Source organism: Empedobacter sp. UBA5987, from assembly GCF_002429865.1.
In the GTDB taxonomy this organism is placed as follows: domain Bacteria; phylum Bacteroidota; class Bacteroidia; order Flavobacteriales; family Weeksellaceae; genus Empedobacter; species Empedobacter falsenii_B.
On the sequence record NZ_DJBB01000054.1, the window covers coordinates 38,356 to 59,253 of the forward strand.

The following is a 20,898-nucleotide window of genomic DNA, read 5'->3' on the forward strand; positions in this document are numbered from 1 at the left end:
TTCCCATAAGGCTTTTAAAATATTTAGAATGAAATTAGACGATATACTAAAAGAGCGTATTGTTATTTTAGATGGTGCAATGGGAACGATGATCCAAAAGCACAATTTACAAGAAGAAGATTATCGTGGAGAACGATTCAAGGATTTTCATACTTCTTTAAAAGGAAATAACGATTTATTGGTTTTAACCCAACCTCAAATCATAAAAGATATTCACCGAGAATATTTGGCTGCTGGTGCAGATTTAATCGAAACAAATACGTTCAATGCCAATATTATTTCTATGGTTGATTATGATATGGTTGATTTGGTTGATGAATTAAATTACGAAGCCGTTCGCTTAGCAAAAGAAGCTTGTGAAGAGTTTTCTACCCCAGATAAACCTCGTTTTGTAGTTGGATCTTTAGGTCCAACCAACAAGACAGCCTCTATTTCGCCACAAGTAAATGACCCTAGTTATCGCGATGTGGATTTTGATTTATTGGCAAATGTATATTATCGTCAAGCAAAAACAATGTTAGAAGCTGGTGCAGATATTTTACTTGTCGAAACTATTTTTGATACTTTAAATGCAAAAGCAGCATTTTATGGAATTCAAGATGCGATAGAAAAAACAGGAATCAACGTTCCTCTAATGGCTTCTGGTACAATAACAGATAAATCTGGACGTACACTTTCTGGACAAACAACAGAAGCTTTCTTGATTTCATTAGAACATATTGATTTAATTTCAGTTGGGTTAAATTGTGCTTTAGGTGCAACAGATTTGATTCCATATTTAGAAGTATTAGCCGAAAAAGCACCATTTTATGTCAGCGCATACCCAAATGCTGGTTTACCAAACGCTTTCGGTGGATACGATGAAACTCCTGAAATGATGCGAGATTTTATCAAACCTTTCTTAGATAAAAAATTGGTTAATATTTTGGGTGGATGTTGTGGAACTACACCAGATCATATCAAATTGATGGCAGATTTAGCAAAAGAATACGAACCTCGAAAAATTAGTGAACAATGTCAGGCGTAAAAATTCAACTTTCTGGATTAGAACCTTTAATTGTACGAGAAAATTCAAACTTTGTAAACGTTGGCGAACGTACAAATGTAACTGGTTCTAAAAAATTCTTGCGATTAATCAAAGAAGAAAAATTTGAAGAAGCACTTCAGGTTGCACGTGACCAAGTGGATGGTGGCGCGCAAATTATCGATATCAATATGGATGAAGGTATGCTTGATGGTGTAGCTTCTATGGTAAAATATTTGCGTTTGATTGCTTCTGAACCTGATATTTCGAAAGTTCCAATTATGATTGATTCTTCGAAATGGGAAATTATTGAAGCTGGTCTAAAAAATGTTCAAGGTAAAGCGATTGTCAACTCAATTTCTTTAAAAGAGGGAGAAGAATTATTTATCGAACATGCGAAGAAAATTAAACGTTACGGTGCTGCAACAGTGGTTATGGCGTTTGATGAGAAAGGTCAAGCGGATAATTATGAACGTCGAATCGAAATCGTAAAACGTTCGTATGATATTTTGGTAAATCAAGTAAATTTCAATCCAAGAGATATCATTTTTGATGTGAATATTTTCCCAGTTGCAACAGGAATGGAAGAACATCGCCGTAATGCCATCGATTTTTTTGATGCAACAAAATGGATCAAAGAAAATCTTCCACATGCGTTAGTTTCGGGTGGAGTTTCGAATGTTTCGTTTTCCTTCCGTGGAAACAATGCGGTTCGTGAAGCGATGCACACGGCGTTTTTATATCACGCCATCAAACACGGAATGGATATGGGAATCGTCAATCCAGAAATGATTGAGATTTACGATGATATTCCAAAAGATTTATTAGAGCACGTTGAAGATGTTTTATTGGATCGACGTGACGATGCAACAGAGCGTTTGATTGATTTTGCCGAACATCTAAAAGGTGTTACAAAAGAGAAAAAGAAAGATGATACTTGGCGCGAATTACCTTTGGAAAAGCGTATTGAAATTTCTTTAGTAAAAGGAATTACAGAATTTATTGACGAAGATACTGCAGAAGCTTTGGAAAAAATTGGTTCTCCATTACGTGTTATTGAAGGTCCTTTGATGGACGGAATGAATGTCGTTGGAGATCTTTTCGGAAGTGGTAAAATGTTCTTACCGCAGGTAGTGAAATCGGCTCGCGTAATGAAAAAATCTGTTGCTTATTTAACGCCATTTTTAGAGGAAGAAAAACTTAGAAATAAAACAGACAAAGAGCCTTCTAAGATCTTGATGGCAACTGTAAAAGGTGATGTTCACGATATCGGAAAAAATATTGTTTCAGTCGTTTTAAGCTGTAATGGTTTCGAGATTATCGATTTAGGCGTAATGGTTTCTTCTGAAACAATTTTAGACGAAGCGCAAAAAAATAATGTCGATGTGATTGGTCTTTCTGGATTGATTACTCCATCTTTAGATGAAATGGTGCATGTTGCCAGAGAAATGAAACGCCTTAATCTTGATATTCCATTGATGATTGGTGGCGCAACAACTTCTAAAGCGCATACAGCTGTAAAAATTGCACCAGAATATGACAAAGCAATTCATGTTTTAGATGCTTCGCGTTCGGTTACGATTTGTCAAAAATTGATTGGAAATCAACAGGCGGAATTGCTAACAGAAACTACTACTGATTATACAAAAATTAGAGAAGGTTTCTTGAATCGCGCTGTATCAAAGGAATATCTATCGATTGAAGATGCTCGAAAAAACAAATTAAAAGTTGATTTTGAAGAAAATAAACCTTTTAAACCAAATAAATTAGGTGTTTTCACGCATCAAACAACAGTTTCTGAATTAAAAGATTTTATAGATTGGACGCCATTTTTCAAAACGTGGGATTTACACGGAAAGTTTCCAGCTATTTTAGATGATGAAATTGTCGGAACAAATGCCAAGGAATTATATGTAGATGCTTTGTCAATGTTAAATAAAATCGAAACGGAGAATTTAGCAAAACCAAAAGCTGTTTTTGGACTTTTCAAAGCGAATACGGTAAACGATGACACGATTGAGTTATTTGATGAAAATGATAACAAAATCGAGGAATTCTATACACTTCGTCAACAAGCAAAAAAATCGAAAGAGCAACCAAATATTTCGATTGCTGATTTTATTGCGCCAAAAGATTCAGAAATTCAAGATTATATAGGTGCATTTGCTGTGACTGCAGGACAAGAAATTGAAGAGATTGCCAAAGCTTACGAAACGAATTTAGATGATTATAATTCGATTATGGTAAAAGCAATTGCCGATCGTTTGGCTGAAGCTTATGCTGAATATTTGCACAAATATGTTCGTACAGAAGTTTGGGGTTATGCGAAAGATGAAACTTTATCGAATGATGAATTAATTTCAGAAAAATATAAAGGAATTCGCCCTGCTCCTGGTTATCCTGCGTGTCCTGACCATTTAGAAAAAGAAACGATTTTCAAGATTTTGGATGTGGAGAAAAATGCTGGAATTGAGTTAACAAGTTCGTTGGCCATGTATCCCGTTTCGTCTGTTTCGGGTTATTATTTTGGAAATCCAGAAGCAAAATATTTCGGAGTTGGTAAAATAAAAATGGATCAGGTTGAAGATTTTGCAAAACGTAAAAATATAGAACTTGATAAAGCTGAGCGTTGGTTGAGTCCTAATTTGGCGTAAGAATTAGATATTAGTATTTAGACATTGATATTTAGAACTTAACTCAAAAATTGTCATCCTGAGCTTTTCGAAGAATCGCACAAATTTGGATAAGTTGCTGAAATAAGCTCAGAATGATAATGAATATAGAACAAAATTAAAAAATGCGTTAGGGATTGTAGTGAAAATCCTTTTTTGTTGATTGAGCGAAGTCGAAATCAACAAAAAAGATTGCAACGAAAAGCCCGCCCGAAGGGAACGCCCTTATAAAAGAAATTATATAATCGAAATTCGAACTTCGCTAAACGATAAAATAAAGAATGAAAGTTACCGAACATATAGAACGCGCAAACGGAAAACCGTTGTTTTCTGTGGAAATTTTACCACCTTTGAAAGGGCAAGATGTCAATGCGACCTTCAAAACTTTAGATCCATTAGTTGAGTTAAATCCAGCTTTTATTGATGTAACTTATCATCGTCAAGAGTATATTTACAAACAGAAAGAAAACGGATTGTTGAAGCGATATCAAGTACGAAAACGTCCTGGTACAGTTGCGATTTGCGCTGCGATACAGAATCATTATAAGATAGATGCAATTCCGCATTTGATTTGTGGTGGATTTACAAAAGAGGATACAGAAGATGCATTGATTGATCTGAATTTCTTAGGAATTGATAATCTTTTGGTTTTGCGTGGAGATCCTATAAAATCGGAGAAATCTTTTGTTCCAGAAGTTGGTGGACATGCGCATGCATCGGAATTGATTGAACAAATTACAGCATTAAATACTGGAAATTATTTGGACGACGAGCTACAAGAGTCGCATGCAATGGATTTTTGTATTGGTGTAGCGGGTTATCCTGAGAAGCATTTCGAATCGCCAAATCTTGCAATGGATTTGTATTATTTGAAAAAGAAAGTGGAATTAGGAGCGGATTATATCGTGACGCAAATGTTTTTTGATAATCAGAAATATTTTGATTTTGTAAAGAAATGTCGCGAAATGGATATTAATATTCCGATTATTCCAGGTATAAAACCTTTGACAACTTTCAATCAACTGACGTCGATTCCGCAGAATTTTTATTTGGATTTACCAGAAGCTTTGGCAATGGAAGTTTTGAAATCAAAAGATAAGGAACGAATTAAGGAAATCGGGATTGAATGGTGCATCCAACAATGTAAAGAGTTGATTGATTTTGGTGTTCCAGGATTACATTTCTACACAATGAGTAATTCGATAAATACAAAAAGAATCGCTGAAGCGGTTTATTAAAATATAAGTTATTAAAAATCCGAGTGAATGCTCGGATTTTTTTGGGTTTATTTATTTTATATTTTAATAATACGATGTTAACTACAGTTGTAATTTCTATTTTCCAATTATATTTAATAAATCATTAGATATTTCATTATCATTTTGCAATAGTAGGTGTCTTGCATTTTTAATTTCATTATTTTCTAGTGAAAGTAAAGCTAATTGATAATTGACTTGTTCGATTTCATATACGGAATATTTTTCGACTTGAGATTTTATCGTTAAAAAGATATTTTTAGCAATTTCTAAATTTTTCGGAATTCCTAAACCGTACAAATAATGAAATGCTAATTCGATAGGATACGCTTTATCTATTTCATAAACTTTATAAAGTAATTCAACTACTTTTTTATAATCACCAAGATCACGATATACAGTTGATAAATTAAATGCTGCAATACTATTATTTTCAGAAATTAATTCGTTGTATAGCTTAATTGCTTTTTCAATATCCTTTTTACAACCTAATCCTTCTGATAAATAATCAGCAACTCTTATTTTACAATATTTGAAATTTAGTCCAGTTAAATAATATTCAAAAGCTTTTTTATATTCTTGTTTAATTTCAAGACTATTTTCAAATTTTATCCCATCTTCATAAACTTGTGCAATTAATAAAATATCATCCTCAGACTTATCTTTTTTGGATAATAAATCATTCCAATCTTCAATGTTTTTGATTTGTCTCATTTGAGATAAGTTTGCTTTTACAATTGAAATTAACTGAAAAAATATCGCAATTACGAATAAATTAAATCAAGAAATCCAATACTTTTTCAACAATTCTAATTTAAAGAAAAAAACAATATAAAACTCTATTCACAAAAAATCCGAGCAAATGCTCGGATTTAATTATACGATTATAGCTTTTTTTCGAGCTGATTTTTTCATTCGATACATAAGGTAAATAATTAAAGACAATAGAAATGAAAAGATAAAATATCGAATTGCTAATCCATTTTGAGTATCAACTTTACCCGTGCTTGAGATTATAAAACTTGTAAGCGAGGTAATAATATATGTCATTCCTCCCATCAAACCCCCAGCAACACCAGCATTTTTAGGAAAAGCCATCATATTTGAAGTAAAGAATGATGTGAATAAAATTCCTGAACAAATATGAATGAAAAATGCAAAGAATAATAAAACAAATAGATTTTGTACAAAGAAACCTGTGATAATCAATAGTGAAATCAAAATTAATTGAACAATAATAGGTAAAGCTATACTTTCTTTAAAATCAAGATGCATTCTTTTCTTTCCGACAAATCCGCCAATCATCCACGAAAAACCTAAAATTAAAGTTGAATAACCAATCACAACAGAATTAAAATGATAGGTATTTTCAATTAAAAACGGACCAATAATATTGAAAATCATCACAATAGAATAAGCAACAGCTTGTATCATTATTCCAACTATAAATAATTGATTTCTAAGCATCATTCTATAAGTATCAATAACGTTTTTCAAATTCAATTTAGTCTTTTCAACAATACTTTCCCCACTAAAAATCAATTCAAAAATTAAAATTAAAGCAGCGTAAATAGCTAAAAAATAAAAATTCGCATGCCAATTGAACAACTTTTCTAAATATCCACCTAAAAATGGAGCCAAAATAGGTCCGCATGACCAAACAATCGTGAAATAACCTAAATAATGTTTCGCCTTTTCTGGTGTATGAATATCAATAAAAAGTGCTCTGGTCGCAATGACTATAATCGCAACTGAAATTCCTTGAATAACACGCAGCAAACAAATCAGCAAAATACTATCTGTACTCGCTATAATTAAACTTGTAATTAATACAACAAATAATGCTACAATTTTTGGATAATATCGTCCAATTGCATCCAAAATACTTCCAATAAACAATTGGGATAAACCGTAACTCAATAAAAAACAAGTCAAAGTTAATTGAATACTACTTTCTGGAACCATCAACGATTTTGCCATCGACGGAAATGATGGCAAATAGATATCTGTTACAAATCCCGAAATTGGAATCGAAAAGAAACCAAGTATACTTACAATTTTTTTCCTTTTTTCTGATGCTTCTCTCAACATAAATCATTTTTTACCATGCAAAAGTAAAATGAATGTGAAATTGAGGAATTAAAAAAGACAAATAAAAAATTACAAAAATCAAATAAATTAATTTTCTTGTTTAAATTTTAATGGAGAAGTTAAAGTATGTTTTTTAAAAAAATTATTAAAATGAGCAGGTTCCTCAAAACCTAATGTATAACCAACTTGCGCAATATCCCAATCAGTATACAACAACAGGTTTTTAGCTTCTTCAACTATTTTCTGTTTAATAATTTGTGTCGTTGTTTGTTTTGTTACAGATTTCACAGATGAGTTGAGATGATTTACATGAATATTTAATTTCGTTGCAAAATCAGCGGGTGTTTTCAAAATAAGTGGATGAGCAGGTGAATCTAGTGGAAATTGTTTATTTAATAATTCATCAAACTTCTTATACAATCTCACATTTGATGGCAATTCAACCGCATGTATTTCATCAACTTTTTGTTCTAAAACATAATGAAAAATAGCAGATAAATGATTACGAATACTAAAATATCTCAATTGATAATTGGATTGATTAAGACGATACATTTCCTGAAAATAAGACAAAATCAAAGGCAATTGTTCATCAGAAATCTCAATAAAAGGAGAACTCCAATCTTTAAACAAAGATGTTTTTTTGAAGACATCAAACTCTTTATTTTCAGAAAAAAATTGTTGATTGAATAAACAAAAATAACCTTCTTGCAAACTCGATTTACATTCCCAAGTATAAGAAATATGCGGAGATGGAAGAAATAAAACCGGTTTAGAAATATATCTTTCATTATTTCCATATTTAAAAATTCCTTCACCAATCAACAAACTGATTTTGTAATAATCTCGCCGACTATATGGACTTTTAAAACTACAATATTTACGCAAAGAAATATTAAAATGCGCTTTATCGTGTTCAAAATTAGCAGAATTCATCAACTCAGCTTGTTTTAAACTAATTTTATTATAATAATCTGCAATAGTTTCTAATTCTTGGCTCATCTCTATTCTTACAAAATTCAAATAAACAACATTTTATAATAATTACATGTTAAAATCTACATTAATCATAAATATTATAAAATTTCATTAACTTTAATCACATTCAAAATTCAATAAAAATGCCTTGGAATCCCGAAATTTATAATCAATTCAAAAATATTCGTTATCAACCTTTTTATGATTTAGCGGATTTGATTTCTGCTGATAATTTGAAAAATTGCGGCGATGTTGGTTGTGGAACTGGTGAACAAACAGCTATTCTTGCCAATAAATTTGAATATGCTAATTTTTTAGGAATTGATTCTTCTAAAGAAATGCTCGAAAAGTCAAAAGAATTTGATTTAGCCAATCTTACATTTCAGCAAAAAACAATTGAAGAATTTGCAAATTCTGATACAAATTGGGATTTAATTTTTAGTAATGCAGCGTTACAATGGTCAGATAATCATGAAAAATTGTTTCCCACATTAATCTTAAAACTGAATGATAATGGACAATTTGCGGTGCAAATGCCTTGTCAAAAAGATAATGTATTAAATGTTATTTTGAGTGATTTGGCACAAGAAAAACCTTTTGCAAATTATTTGAATAATTTTCATCGAGATTCGCCTTTGTTAACGATAGATGATTATGCGAAAATCATGTTTGATAATGGATTGAAGGATTTGAACATTAACATGAAAGTTTATCCAATTTACGGAAATGACGAAACAGAATTTTATAATTTTATATCTGGTTCTGCCTTGATTCCTTATATAGAGCGCTTAACCACTGAACAGCAAGAATTATTTACTACAGAATTCAAAACGAGAATTAAGAAATATTACAAAACTTTTCCTGCAATTTATTCCTTTAAGAGAATATTGTTGTATGGGAGAAAGAGTTAAATAAAAAAGAGAATCATAATTGATTCTCTTTTTTATTTATTAAAATTTAATCTAAATCGTCTAATACAGATTTTAAGATATTACAACCTTTTATAATATCTTCATCAGAAATATTAATTGGTGGTGTAATTCGTAAATTCTCGATGCTATACATCAAAAAGAAAAGAATCAAACCTCTGTTCATACATTCTTGCTGAACGCACAACGTATATTCTGGCGATGATAACTCAGGAGCCAACATCAAACCTTTTCCGTGAATTTTTTTAATTTTTGGATGCTGAAGATTTTCTCTGAATAATTGTTCTTTACGATCAATATCATCCATTAATTTTTCATCATCTATAACATTTAGTAGTTCCAAAGCCGCTGCTGCAATCACAGGATTTCCTCCGAAAGTCGTGATATGTCCCAATTGAGGATTTTGTTTCAACGAACTCATAATTTTATCAGAAGTCATAAACGCACCAACAGGCAAACCGCTCGCCATGCCTTTTCCCATCGCTACAATATCTGGCACAACTCCAAAATGTTCGAAACCAAATAATTTCCCTGTACGTCCAAAACCTGGTTGAATTTCGTCCATAATCAATAATGCACCAACTTCTTCGCAACGTTTTTTCAGCTTGATAAAGAAATCATTTTCTGGCAACCTAAAACCAGAAGCACCACGAATACTTTCTACAATAACACCAGCTGTTTCTTTGGTAATTTTTTGTAAATCTTCTTCGTTATTAAACTCAATGAAATAAACTTCTGGTAACAATGGTCGGAAAGCAGCTTTCTTACGTTCATCACCCGAGACACTCAACGAACCATGTGTATTCCCATGATAGGCATTTCGAAAAGAAATTAATTGACGACGACCTGTAAAACGTTTCGCTAATTTAAGCGAAGCTTCGATCGCTTCTGTTCCAGAATTTACCAAATAAACTTGATCCAATCCTTCTGGTGTTAAATCAACCAATCGCTTACATAATTCAACTGGTTTTTCTTGCGCATATTCACCATAAACAGCAACATGCATATATTTGTTTACCTGATCTATAATCGCTTGATTGATACGCGGATGGCTATGTCCAAGTGTATTCACCGAAACGCCAGCCACAAAATCAAGATAGGCTCTTCCATCCTTTCCATAGATATAAGAGCCCTTTGCGTAATCGACTTCAAAACCAGATGCAAAATTTGTTGTTTGCGCCTGATATTTGAAAAATCCTTCCTTTAATCTTCCCATTTTATTTTAATAAAAAAAGTACAGCTGCACCGCCCATTGCATATGCTGCAACAGTAAGAGCATCTGATTTACCTTTCGAAAATTTTCTTATTTTGAACGATGAAATATCGTTTTTATGAAACTTTAATTCTTTTTCTGTTCCTTTTACAACAGCATATAAAGTATCAGCTTTCCATTGCTTCGCCTCTATTGTATATTCTTTTCCTTGCGCATCTACTTTATAAAATTGATCGGGTTTGATAACATCCGAAATTTTAATTGTAGAAGGATCTATCGCTACTTTCTCTTCTTTATTCTCTTGTTTTTTAGCTTTTAGTGCAGCTAATTCTTCTTGACTTTCTGAAAGAGATGAACTAATTGCATTTTCATTCGGACTTTTGCGTTCTCTTCTCAATTCAGCAATATCAGCTCTGGAACGACTTCTTTCATTAGAGTTAGTCGTTTGATTTTGATTATTACCTTTAGATATTTCCAATGCATACTCCTCAGGATCAAAAGCTTTGTATGTATAACAACTTGATAATAATAGAATAGATAATATGATAGATGTAGTTTTCATTTATAGTTTTAGAAATTAAACGATTAATTTATGAAAAGATTATTTCGAATCGATAAAAATATCTCGCCAAGTGTTTAATCGTTCAGAAATTCGCCATTTAAAATCGGGTAAATAACGCATTTCTTCTGGAAATTTTGACAATGGATACATTTTTCCGTCCGATTTTATACGACATGCAACCAATTCAACATCTTTTCCTACAACATCAACTTCTATAATTCCACAATACGAAATATTAACTCCGTAACGTTCTTTCACTTTCGTTTTTTGATCCGTATCATCCATGTACGTCAACGCAACAGCGTTTTCTTCTACATTAATAAAATCAATTTTATCATCTTGAAAAAGAACAGTCAAATATTTTCCTTTGATTTGATGATATTCATTTTCCACAAGCGAATCCACTTTAGCAATCACAAAAGCATTATTGAACACTTTCATCGAATCTAATTTTTCTGTTTTCGCATTTGTATACGCTTCGATATAATCTCCTGTCACTTGATTATCGCCAGAAAACAAAATTGGATCTTTATAAAATTGCATCAATCCTTTAGTTTGATTGTACACCAAAGAATCTGCTTTTCCGTTCGCATTCGATTTGTAAAAACGCGCTTTATGAAATGCTTTCACCAATGAAGTCGAATCAACATCGTGACGTTTTACCGCCAACAAAGTATCCGCACTAATGTAAAGCGAATCTTTATCAAACGCTTTCACAGCATACGCATTCTTCGTTACAAAAGCCGAATCTAAGTATTTAAAAGCTTCTCCGTAATCTCCCTTCAAAAATCTTTTTTCTAAAGGATCATCTAAAAAAACATCACCTTCACCTTTACCAAAACCTGTTTTATCGTTGAAATAAAGTTTTTTAGCCGTCAACGTTTTGTTTTGATAATAAACTTTTGAATTTCCTCTTAACCAAGCTTCACCTGTTTTTTTATTAAAATCTCCATCAGAAGTAATAATATATTGCGATGGATCATTTCGACGCGTAATTTTAGAATAATCGCGGAAAGTTGTAATTCCCGTAATATCATTGGTCGTCATTTTTCTTGAATAAATCGTATAATCTTTATTCGTAATAAAAACTTCTGAACCAAAATTTGCCGATTTAGACTTTACATTATACACAACATTTCGTCCTTCAACTAAAGTACCATCAGAACCGATTGTTTTGTAAGTATCATTTACAATAATATTTCCAGTCAATCGCTCGTAAATCATTTTCTCAGAACTTATTTGTTGCGTAGGCGTCTTCACTTCTACTTTCCCAATACCAGTCGCAATCTCAGTTGTACGATTATAATCCATATAATCTGCCGTAATACGAGAACTTGGATCAGTCAACACCACATCTTTGAAAGCTTTTGCAATTGTTGTGTTTCCGTCATACTCCATTTTATGCGCCGTAATTGTTTTGTCTTTACTCACCAAACGTGCATTCGACCAAACAACAGCCAAGTTTTTATCACGATATAAAACCGCACTATCAGCTGTAATTACATCACCTTTATATTCAATAACAACATTACCTGTTAAAATCTGATTCCCTTCAAAACGATCTGGATAACGCTCAACTAAATCAGCATTCTTCAACACAACTTTTTCTTTTTTAGGTTTCTGTTGCGCAAAAGCACTTATCGTCATAAAACATGAAAGTAAAAAAGCAACTTTCAAACCTGTTTTATTTTTATTTATATAATTAATTAACAATTACTTAATGTTTTTATTTAATCTCTATTTCACTTCAAAAAAGTGTTAGCCAAAATTAGTATTATTTTTTTAGTCCTAAAAATTAATTATTACGTTAAAACGTGCTTGAATACTTAAAATTTTCATAATGTTTTAATCAATATGATAGATTTTTAAGTCTTAATTTGATTAAAAAAATAACGATTATTCATAAAATTCAATTTTAAAATTCTTAACTTCATATTCAATTTTATAAATCTATTAAATGCCTCAATATCAAAATGTATTAGATAGTCCAAATACCAATACTATTTTTATGGTTTGGAATTTCAAGGAGAATACGACTTACAAAGACGCTTTCAAAAAGCTTTGCGCTTTGGTTATCAATCTTAATCATTCAGCAAATACACGTTTTCCGAAAACGCAATCGAGCGTTATTTTAGGAATTAGCTACGAAGCTTGGATAAAATTAGATTTACCTAAACCTTTACCGAAAGAATTAAAACCTTTTGTTGCTATTAAAGGAGAAAAGCATGAAGCTGTTTCTACAAAAGCTGATATTCATTTTCATATCCGTTCTACGCAACAAAGTTATTGCATTGATATTGTTTCTAATCTAACTGATTTATTAAATGATGTTGCGACTTGTCAAGAAGAAATTCATGGTTTTAGATATTGGGATGGTCGTAGTATTTTAGGTTTTGTTGATGGAACTGAAAATCCACAAGGTAACGAAAGAATAAATTTTGGTTTGATTGGCAATGAAGATTCTGCTTATACAAATGGAAGTTATTTATTTGTGCAAAAATACATTCATGATATGCAAGCTTGGAAAGATTTACCAATTTCTGAACAAGAAAAAGTAATTGGAAGATCTAAAGTTGATGATATTGAAATGAATGATGATGAAAAACCCTCGAATTCACATTCTGCATTAGCAAATGTTGGAGATGACAAAAAAATTGTTCGCGATAATATGCCTTTTGGAAATATGTCGACAAATGAAATGGGAACCTATTTTATTGCTTATGCTAGAAAGTTTAGCATTGTAGAAGAAATGTTAGAACGCATGTTTGTTGGTGAACCTATCGGAAACTATGATCGAATATTAGATTTTAGTAAAGCTAAAACTGGAACTTTATTTTTTGTTCCTTCTTTTGATTTGTTAGATCAATTTTCTAATTAAAAATAACAAAAAAGACCTTTTACGAAATCGTAAAAGGTCTTTTGATTTTATAAAATCAAGGTTATTTATTCTTACGAGTTCCGTAAAAATACAATGAATGATTATCAATTTTGATATCAAAAATATCTTCTATCGTTTGTTTAATAGATTGAATTCTTGGATCACAAAACTCCAATACTTCTCCTGTATCAGACAAAATAATATGGTCATGATTTTTGTCGAAATATGATTTTTCGTAATGCGCTTGTTGATCTCCAAACTGATGTTTACGCACCAATTTTGCTTCCATCAAAAGCTCGATAGTATTGTATAAAGTAGCACGACTAACGCGGTATTTCTTATTTTTCATTTTGATATACAACATATCAATATCAAAATGATCATCTGTAAAATAAATTTCCTCTAAAATAGCATAACGTTCAGGTGTCTTACGATGTCCATTGTCTTCCAAGAAATTCGTAAACACTTGCTTTACTATTTCGTAATTACTTGATTTTACTGATTCGTCTGTCATATAAAAAATTTGTGTAAATATACAGAATATTTCCTTATCAATGTAACGAAACAGCTTTCAATTCGTACGTTTTTTTCTATCTCTTGATAATAAATCTTTATAGCAGCATATAATTAACAATACATCTATATAAGAAAATATATAATCTTTCAAAATTATTTTATCCTTTACACCACAAAGGTTAACTTTGCACACGATGGAAGAAAATTATTTAGAAAAACTGAACGAACCACAGCGTTTGGCTGTAGAAGCTACCGAAGGTCCAGTAATGGTGATTGCAGGTGCGGGTTCTGGAAAGACGAGAGTGTTAACTTATCGCATTGCTCATTTACTAAATAAAGGAGTTGATGCTTTCAATATATTGTCTTTAACATTTACCAATAAAGCTGCCCGAGAAATGAAAGAACGTATCGGACATGTAGTTGGTGAAGCGAATGCAAAAGCTCTTTGGATGGGTACCTTCCACTCTGTTTTTGCGCGCATTCTACGTGTTGAAGCTCCGCTTTTAGGTTATCCATCAGATTTTACAATTTACGATCAACAAGATGCAGTTTCGGTAATGACAAAGATTATTAACGAAATGCATTTGGATAAAGATATTTACAAAGCAAAACAAGTTTTGGGAAGAATTTCTCAATACAAAAATAACTTGATTACAGTTAGAGCTTATCATAACAATCAAGCTTTGATTGAAGCCGATAATGAAGCAATGCGACCTCGAATGGGCGATATTTACAGAGCTTATGTAGATCGTTGTTTCAAATCTGGCGCAATGGATTTTGATGATTTATTGTTACGTACCAATGAAATTTTGACGCGTTTTCCTGAGGTTTTAGCAAAATATCAAGAACGTTTCAAATACATTATGGTTGATGAGTACCAAGATACCAATCATTCGCAATATTTGATTGTAAAAGCATTGGCTTCTCGTTACGAAAACCTTTGTGTGGTTGGTGATGATGCGCAATCTATCTATGCTTTCCGTGGTGCAAATATTCGAAATATTTTATCATTCAAATCTGATTATCCTGATGCGAAATTATATCCATTAGAACAAAATTATCGTTCGACACAAATGATTGTGGAAGCTGCGAATCAGATTATCAAACAAAATCAAGATCAATTAGAAAAAAATGTTTGGACAGCAAATGAAACTGGTGAGAAAATAGCCGTTTATCGTGGACTTTCTGATGCTGATGAAGCACGTTATATTGCAACTCAGATTTGGGAAAGACAGATCAATAAACATCTTCAACCAAAAGATTTTGCTATTCTTTATCGTACCAATGCGCAATCTCGTGCTTTAGAAGAAGCCTTGAGAAAAAGAGGAATTCAGTACCGTGTTTATGGCGGAACTTCTTTCTATCAGCGCAAAGAGATTAAGGATATGGTTAGCTATATGAGGTTATTGATTAATCAAAATGATGAAGAAGCTTTATTGCGAACAATCAATTATCCAGCACGTGGAATTGGTCAAACAACAATTTCTAAACTTTTGGTCGCAGCAGATCAACATCAAATTAGTTTATTTTCTTTAATTGAAAATATTGCGATGTATGCGCCAACAATTGGTATAAATGCAGGAACAGCAAACAAACTGAATGATTTTGTGTTGATGATTAAGCGTTTCCAAGTTATGTTAAAATCACATGATGTGTACGAAGTAACGATGGAAATGGCTAAAACTACACAATTGTTGAATGCGTTGAAAGAAGATTCTACACCAGAAGGTGTTTCTCGTTTAGAAAACGTTCAAGAGTTGTTGAATTCGATTCAAGGTTATGTCGAAGAACAACAACAATTAGACGAAGGGGATGCTTCTTTAGGTGGTTTCTTAGAAAATATTGCTTTAGCAACTGATGCGGATAACGAGGAAGATGACGATAACAAAGTCAATTTGATGACTGTTCACTTGGCAAAAGGTTTGGAATTCCCTGTTGTATTTATTGCAGGTTTAGAAGAAAACCTTTTCCCTTCTATGATGAGCGTTAACACGCGCGCTGAGTTAGAAGAAGAGCGTCGTTTATTTTATGTTGCCTTGACACGTGCCGAGAAAGTGGCTTATATGACCTACTCTGTTTCACGTTTTCGTTGGGGAAAAATTATCGATTGCGAACCATCTCGTTTCTTAGAAGAAATTGATGATAGTTTCTTGGATTGGAAAAATCTTAATATTTCTGCAAGAGCTTCTAATAATAGTGGATTATCGGCTGATTTATTTGGAGATGAACCAACGCCGCAACAGTATCAACAACGAGAGAAATCAGTTGCACGGCCTAATCCAAGAGCTCGTGTAGAACCAGCTCAACCAAGGTCAAATTTCAAACCAGTAAATCAAACAAAAAGTAATGCTTCATCAACAGCGAATGCTCAAGGTCTGCAAGTTGGTCAAGTTGTCGTTCACGATCGTTTTGGACGTGGAATTGTGAAAGATTTGCAAGGAGAACCATCAGATATGAAAGCAATTATTCATTTTGATAATGCTGGAGAGAAAAAATTACTCTTAAATTTTGCTAAACTAAAAATTATTCGATCATAATATAAAACTGAAAAAAGGTTACAATAATTTGTAACCTTTTTCAGTTATAAACAACTATTTAAATTATATAATTTAAACTATAACTTTAATTATAAAATAATCATTCATTCAACTTCATCAGTATAAATTGTTTAAATCTTTTGTTGAAAAAAAGAAATAATAAATATCATATATTAAGATTTTTTTAGCATTTTAGCACCACAAATAAACACAAGAACAAAAATTTTATACTCAAATGGATGATATCGTCAATATCATAAGTGGATATGTTTGGTCATATGCATTAATTGGACTTTGCGCTTTAACAGGAATTTACTTCTCTATTCGCACCGGATTTTTACAAATAGTCTACATAAAAGACATGGTTCGCTTGCTATTTAGTGGCGAAAAATCGGACAAAGGAATCACACCTTTCCAAGCTTTTTCTTTAGCAATTTCTGGTCGTGTCGGAACTGGAAACATTGTTGGTGTTGCAACTGCAATCGCAATGGGAGGCCCTGGAGCAATTTTTTGGATGTGGTTTATCGCATTTTTAGGAAGTGCATCTGCATTCATAGAATCTGCATTAGGACAGGTCTACAAGCAAGAAATCGATGGAGAATATCGTGGAGGTCCTTCATACTACATCGAAAAAGGTTTAGGAATCAAATGGTACGCGGTTTTGTTTGCAATCATTACAATTATGAGTTGTGGATTATTATTACCAGGCGTTCAGTCGAATAGTATTTCATCTGCTTTGAATAACGCGTTTGATATTCCTATTTATAATTTTGTAGGAATTCCAATCAACATTGTAGGATTCGTCATTATTGGATTATTAGCCTTGATTATTTTTGGAGGTGTAAAACGTTTGGGACAAGCTTCTGAATTTATCGTTCCTTTTATGGCAGGCGCTTACATCTTAATGGCAATCATTATTATTGGAATGAATATCCATCAAGTTCCATCAGTTTTACGATTAATTTTTTCATCAGCTTTCAATCAAGAATCACTTTATAGTGGTGTTTTTGGATCTGCAATTGCTTGGGGAATAAAACGTGGAATTTATTCTAACGAAGCTGGTCAAGGAACTGCTCCTCATGCGGCTGCGGCTGCGGAAGTAAACCATCCTGCACAACAAGGTTTGGTACAAGCTTTTTCTGTTTACATCGATACATTATTTGTATGTACTGCAACTGCTTTTATGATTTTATTTACAGGAAAATACAATGTGAATCACCCAGAAAAAGCGGGAAGTTTCATTACTCAAAATCTTCCTGGAGTAGATTATACAGGTTTTACGCAAGCAGCTGTTTCAAGTCATTTTCCTTCATTCGGAAATAGTTTTGTTGCAATTGCTTTGTTTTTCTTTGCTTTTACAACGATTATGGCTTATTACTATTATGCTGAAACGAATATTACATACATTTTCAAGAAAGGAAATAGAAAAGTATATGTATGGATTTTACGTATTTGTTTTTTAGGTGCTACGTATTACGGAACAATCAAAACTGCTGAAACTGCTTGGGCAATTGGAGATATTGGTGTTGGTTTAATGGCTTGGGTAAATGTTATTGCTATTTTATTATTAAGCGGAGTTGGGCTTAAAGTCTGGAAAGATTATAAAGACAAACGTAAAAAAGGAATTAAAAATCCTGATTTTAATCCTACAGAAATCGGAATTAAAAATGCTACTTTTTGGGAGAACAAAAATAAATAACACAAAAAAAACCACTTCGTTTGAAGTGGTTTTTTTGCTATTAAAAATTATGATTATTGGGCTTGAGTAAACTCTAAATTCACCAATAATTTTACTTTATCAGAAACCACTAATCCTCCAGCTTCTGTTACTTGGCTCCATCCTAATCCGTAATCTTTACGGTTGATTTCTCCTGAAAATTCGAATCCAGCTCTTTGTAATCCCCATGGATCAGTGATAACTCCACCAAAATCTGCATTTAATGTAATTGGCTGTTTTTCACCACGAATTTCTAAAGTTCCATTAATTTTTCCGTTTTGAATACCTGAAGTACTTTCAAATTTCATTTCTGGAAATTGCTCAGCAGCAAAGAAATCAGCTGATTTTAAATGTCCATCACGATCTGCATTTTTTGTATTGATTGAATCTACTTTTGCATCAAATTCAAATTTTGCATCAGAAAAATCATCTGAATTAGCTTCTACATCAGCATTGAAATGATCAAAATTTCCTGTTACTGTAGAAATTACCATGTGTTTTACTTTAAATTGGACTTCTGAATGAGAAGGGTCTAAATTCCATTTTGTTGCCATAATGTTTTGTTTTTATTTGTTATTTAAATTGATTTTATTTATCCTATTTTGAATGATAACATTCCTAATGATCCATAAATTAGTTTATCATTAAAAAGTGTTAGCTCCTCTTCTTTTCCTTGTAATGCTAATGCGTAAATAGCTGGCAAATAATGTTCCATAGATGGTACGGCGAGATTAAATGCGCTACCTTTTTGTACAAAATTGAACAATTCGTCGTGATTACCTGTTTGAACAATATTCTTGAATGTATCATTCACTTCATAAGCCCAATCATAACCAGCATTTGGCTCGCTCCAATTTAATGCTCTCAAATTGTGTACAACATTCCCACTTCCTACTATTAATATCCCTTTACTACGCAAAGCGTCTAATTCCTTCGCTAATTCGTAATGCTCTTTTGGCGTTTTATAAACATCCAAACTCAGTTCTATCATCGGAACATCTGCTTCTGGATACAAAAATTTAATCACACTCCAAGAGCCGTGGTCAAATCCCCACATTTTGTCTAAATCGACATCTGTTGTTTTAATTAAATTTTTGACCTCTGTAGCCAATTCTGGACTTCCTGGTGCTGGATATTCAACATCGAATAAAGCTTGCGGAAAACCATAAAAATCGTGAATCGTTTTCGGTTGTTCTAAAGCCGTAACTTTAGTCCCTTTCGTTTCCCAATGTGCCGAAATACAAATAATCGCATTTGGTTTTGGGATTGTTTTTCCAATATTCTTCCAACCTTCTACAAAAATATTTTCTTCGATTGCATTCATCGGAGAGCCATGTCCTAAAAATAAAACTGGCATTTTATCAGTTGTAGAAAAACTTGAAGTAATTGATTTTAACGTATTGAAATCCACGATTTTATGACATATTTTATTTATTATTATTTTGCTTTTGGAGCTGCAAATTCTAAGTTAGATGTTAAGGTAACAACATCACCTACAACAGCTTCTGGGAAATTACCACCGATGTTAAAATCACTTCTTTTTACATTTCCTTTTACTGTAAATCCGTACGTTTTAACTCCGTTATTATTGATACTTCCGTTGTAAACTAATTTTAACGCAACTGGTTTAGTTACTCCGTTTAATGTTAAATCACCAATCATTTTAAATTGATTTCCTTTAACACGTGTGATTCCTTTTGAAGAGAATTCTAATTTTGAATTTTTTGCTGCATTGAAAAAATCTGCTGATTTCAAATGATTATCACGTGCTTCAACTCCTGTATTGATAGAGTTGATATCTGCAACTACATGAAATTTTGCATCGCTTAAATCTTCTTTTGTAAAGTTTAAATGAACATCAAAATTTTGGAATTGTCCTTCAACATCAGAAATTGTCATGTGCGAAACAGAAAAACCTAATTTTGAGTGTGCTTTATCATTTGTATAATTTTGAGCGAATGCAGACATTGAAGCTGCTGATAACATTAACGTGAATAATAATTTTTTCATAACGAATGATTATTTGATTGTTTTTAATTAATTATTTTGATAGGACAAATTTAGCTCAGACCTCAATGAGATTTCATTGACATAAGATAAGAAATTAAAAAACTTGATTTTTTCAACTAAAAAACAATCAGATTGTATCAATTAATATTCCAAAAAGTAAAGATTTTGAATTCGTTAACAATAAAAAAACACTTCAATAGAAGTGTTTAATATTATTTTACTGGACTAAAATACCAGTAGGTAGATGTTTTTTTATTCTCGACTTCCAAATATTCTGGAAATGCTTGTGGTAATAAATGTAATTCTTCCGATTTTTTCAAATCAGTTAGAATCTGACGTAAAGGATATCCTTTTTTACGATCGTGAGGAAAATATCCTTTTTCTATTAAGAAAGGCATCATGTCCTTCGTTTTTACACGTTCCAACTTATTTTCTGTTAAATAAGCCTGAATATCTTCGCTCATTTTTTTGACCACTTCGCGGTCTACTTTAATATATTCGTTTCTCTTCATATA

Annotated in this window: 18 protein-coding genes; 7 read left to right on the forward strand and 11 right to left on the reverse strand. The window is 32.1% G+C overall.

Features of this window, described 5'->3' with window-relative positions; translation table 11 throughout:
• The first annotated feature begins 28 nt into the window (after positions 1–28).
• From B3J26_RS08930 to metF, 3 genes are all read left to right on the forward strand, one after another.
• Positions 29–1,027, forward strand: a complete 999-nt coding sequence (locus tag B3J26_RS08930; RefSeq protein WP_219035074.1) for a homocysteine S-methyltransferase family protein — start codon at positions 29–31, stop codon at positions 1,025–1,027.
• Complete coding sequence (gene metH, locus B3J26_RS08935; protein WP_291074211.1) at positions 1,015–3,678, forward strand: methionine synthase; 2,664 nt, start codon at positions 1,015–1,017, stop codon at positions 3,676–3,678. Before B3J26_RS08930 ends, metH begins: the two co-directional genes overlap by 13 nt.
• 299 nt (positions 3,679–3,977) lie before the next feature.
• The gene (gene metF / locus B3J26_RS08940; RefSeq protein WP_115000637.1) at positions 3,978–4,934 is read left to right on the forward strand and encodes a methylenetetrahydrofolate reductase [NAD(P)H]; all 957 of its coding nucleotides are present in this window, start codon (positions 3,978–3,980) and stop codon (positions 4,932–4,934) included.
• A gap of 96 nt (positions 4,935–5,030) precedes the next feature.
• Here the strand turns inward: metF and B3J26_RS08945 are convergent, their stop codons facing one another.
• The 3 genes from B3J26_RS08945 to B3J26_RS08955 form a co-directional block, all read right to left on the reverse strand.
• Positions 5,031–5,666, reverse strand: coding sequence for a tetratricopeptide repeat protein (locus tag B3J26_RS08945; protein WP_115000640.1), 636 nt, complete (start codon positions 5,664–5,666; stop codon positions 5,031–5,033).
• A gap of 162 nt (positions 5,667–5,828) precedes the next feature.
• On the reverse strand, positions 5,829–7,043 hold the full coding sequence (locus tag B3J26_RS08950; RefSeq protein WP_291074214.1) for an MFS transporter: 1,215 nt from the start codon (positions 7,041–7,043) through the stop codon (positions 5,829–5,831).
• Between the two features lie 87 nt (positions 7,044–7,130).
• Positions 7,131–8,045, reverse strand: coding sequence for a helix-turn-helix domain-containing protein (locus tag B3J26_RS08955; protein WP_291074216.1), 915 nt, complete (start codon positions 8,043–8,045; stop codon positions 7,131–7,133).
• 119 nt (positions 8,046–8,164) lie between these two features.
• Here B3J26_RS08955 and B3J26_RS08960 point away from each other — a divergent pair, with 119 nt between their 5' ends.
• Complete coding sequence (locus tag B3J26_RS08960; RefSeq protein ID WP_291074218.1) at positions 8,165–8,932, forward strand: methyltransferase domain-containing protein; 768 nt, start codon at positions 8,165–8,167, stop codon at positions 8,930–8,932.
• Positions 8,933–8,978: 46 nt separating this feature from the next.
• Here B3J26_RS08960 and B3J26_RS08965 read toward each other — a convergent pair whose 3' ends face one another.
• Genes B3J26_RS08965 through B3J26_RS08975 form a run of 3 tightly spaced genes read right to left on the reverse strand, consistent with a single transcriptional unit; the run spans position 8,979 to position 12,438 of the window.
• Positions 8,979–10,166, reverse strand: a complete 1,188-nt coding sequence (locus B3J26_RS08965; RefSeq protein WP_291074220.1) for an aspartate aminotransferase family protein — start codon at positions 10,164–10,166, stop codon at positions 8,979–8,981.
• Between the two features lies 1 nt (position 10,167).
• Complete coding sequence (locus tag B3J26_RS08970; RefSeq protein ID WP_286473428.1) at positions 10,168–10,725, reverse strand: hypothetical protein; 558 nt, start codon at positions 10,723–10,725, stop codon at positions 10,168–10,170.
• A gap of 39 nt (positions 10,726–10,764) precedes the next feature.
• Positions 10,765–12,438 (reverse strand): OstA-like protein, encoded by a 1,674-nt coding sequence (locus tag B3J26_RS08975; RefSeq protein WP_236688166.1) that lies wholly within the window; start codon positions 12,436–12,438, stop codon positions 10,765–10,767.
• A gap of 244 nt (positions 12,439–12,682) precedes the next feature.
• On the opposite strand from B3J26_RS08975, the gene B3J26_RS08980 reads away from it, so the two are divergent.
• The gene (locus B3J26_RS08980; RefSeq protein WP_291074222.1) at positions 12,683–13,603 is read left to right on the forward strand and encodes a Dyp-type peroxidase; all 921 of its coding nucleotides are present in this window, start codon (positions 12,683–12,685) and stop codon (positions 13,601–13,603) included.
• Between the two features lie 61 nt (positions 13,604–13,664).
• Here B3J26_RS08980 and B3J26_RS08985 read toward each other — a convergent pair whose 3' ends face one another.
• Positions 13,665–14,117, reverse strand: a complete 453-nt coding sequence (locus tag B3J26_RS08985; protein WP_038331681.1) for a Fur family transcriptional regulator — start codon at positions 14,115–14,117, stop codon at positions 13,665–13,667.
• Between the two features lie 196 nt (positions 14,118–14,313).
• Between B3J26_RS08985 and B3J26_RS08990 the strand changes: the two genes are divergently transcribed.
• Together B3J26_RS08990 and B3J26_RS08995 are read left to right on the forward strand one after the other, a co-directional pair.
• Positions 14,314–16,656, forward strand: coding sequence for an ATP-dependent helicase (locus B3J26_RS08990; RefSeq protein ID WP_280048912.1), 2,343 nt, complete (start codon positions 14,314–14,316; stop codon positions 16,654–16,656).
• Between the two features lie 235 nt (positions 16,657–16,891).
• Positions 16,892–18,355: an alanine/glycine:cation symporter family protein gene (locus tag B3J26_RS08995; protein ID WP_291074224.1), complete on the forward strand. Its 1,464-nt coding sequence runs from the start codon at positions 16,892–16,894 to the stop codon at positions 18,353–18,355.
• A gap of 53 nt (positions 18,356–18,408) precedes the next feature.
• Here B3J26_RS08995 and B3J26_RS09000 read toward each other — a convergent pair whose 3' ends face one another.
• The 4 genes from B3J26_RS09000 to B3J26_RS09015 all read right to left on the reverse strand — a co-directional run bounded on the left by B3J26_RS09000 (position 18,409) and on the right by B3J26_RS09015 (position 20,895).
• Positions 18,409–18,927 (reverse strand): YceI family protein, encoded by a 519-nt coding sequence (locus tag B3J26_RS09000; RefSeq protein WP_125350085.1) that lies wholly within the window; start codon positions 18,925–18,927, stop codon positions 18,409–18,411.
• Positions 18,928–18,965: 38 nt separating this feature from the next.
• A complete protein-coding gene (gene ygiD, locus B3J26_RS09005; protein ID WP_125350084.1) occupies positions 18,966–19,784 on the reverse strand; it encodes a 4,5-DOPA dioxygenase extradiol in 819 nt (272 codons plus the stop codon).
• 26 nt (positions 19,785–19,810) lie between these two features.
• Positions 19,811–20,383 carry a YceI family protein gene (locus B3J26_RS09010; protein ID WP_115000651.1) on the reverse strand — a complete coding sequence of 191 codons (573 nt, stop codon included), beginning with the start codon at positions 20,381–20,383 and terminating at the stop codon, positions 19,811–19,813.
• 212 nt (positions 20,384–20,595) lie between these two features.
• Positions 20,596–20,895 (reverse strand): hypothetical protein, encoded by a 300-nt coding sequence (locus tag B3J26_RS09015; protein WP_038331664.1) that lies wholly within the window; start codon positions 20,893–20,895, stop codon positions 20,596–20,598.
• Positions 20,896–20,898 lie beyond the last annotated feature (3 nt).

Bases quoted from the DNA above. Each gene is read 5' to 3' on its own strand.
- B3J26_RS08955 (WP_291074216.1), bottom strand. From the start codon at position 8,045: ATGAGCCAAGAATTAGAAACTATTGCAGATTATTATAATAAAATTAGT.
- B3J26_RS08965 (WP_291074220.1), bottom strand. From the start codon at position 10,166: ATGGGAAGATTAAAGGAAGGATTTTTCAAATATCAGGCGCAAACAACA.
- B3J26_RS08960 (WP_291074218.1), top strand. From the start codon at position 8,165: ATGCCTTGGAATCCCGAAATTTATAATCAATTCAAAAATATTCGTTAT.
- B3J26_RS08985 (WP_038331681.1), bottom strand. From the start codon at position 14,117: ATGACAGACGAATCAGTAAAATCAAGTAATTACGAAATAGTAAAGCAA.
- B3J26_RS09010 (WP_115000651.1), bottom strand. From the start codon at position 20,383: ATGAAAAAATTATTATTCACGTTAATGTTATCAGCAGCTTCAATGTCT.
- B3J26_RS08990 (WP_280048912.1), top strand. From the start codon at position 14,314: ATGGAAGAAAATTATTTAGAAAAACTGAACGAACCACAGCGTTTGGCT.
- B3J26_RS08980 (WP_291074222.1), top strand. From the start codon at position 12,683: ATGCCTCAATATCAAAATGTATTAGATAGTCCAAATACCAATACTATT.
- metH (WP_291074211.1), top strand. From the start codon at position 1,015: ATGTCAGGCGTAAAAATTCAACTTTCTGGATTAGAACCTTTAATTGTA.
- B3J26_RS08970 (WP_286473428.1), bottom strand. From the start codon at position 10,725: ATGAAAACTACATCTATCATATTATCTATTCTATTATTATCAAGTTGT.
- B3J26_RS08945 (WP_115000640.1), bottom strand. From the start codon at position 5,666: ATGAGACAAATCAAAAACATTGAAGATTGGAATGATTTATTATCCAAA.
- B3J26_RS08995 (WP_291074224.1), top strand. From the start codon at position 16,892: ATGGATGATATCGTCAATATCATAAGTGGATATGTTTGGTCATATGCA.
- B3J26_RS08930 (WP_219035074.1), top strand. From the start codon at position 29: ATGAAATTAGACGATATACTAAAAGAGCGTATTGTTATTTTAGATGGT.
- metF (WP_115000637.1), top strand. From the start codon at position 3,978: ATGAAAGTTACCGAACATATAGAACGCGCAAACGGAAAACCGTTGTTT.
- B3J26_RS09000 (WP_125350085.1), bottom strand. From the start codon at position 18,927: ATGGCAACAAAATGGAATTTAGACCCTTCTCATTCAGAAGTCCAATTT.
- B3J26_RS09015 (WP_038331664.1), bottom strand. From the start codon at position 20,895: ATGAAGAGAAACGAATATATTAAAGTAGACCGCGAAGTGGTCAAAAAA.
- B3J26_RS08950 (WP_291074214.1), bottom strand. From the start codon at position 7,043: ATGTTGAGAGAAGCATCAGAAAAAAGGAAAAAAATTGTAAGTATACTT.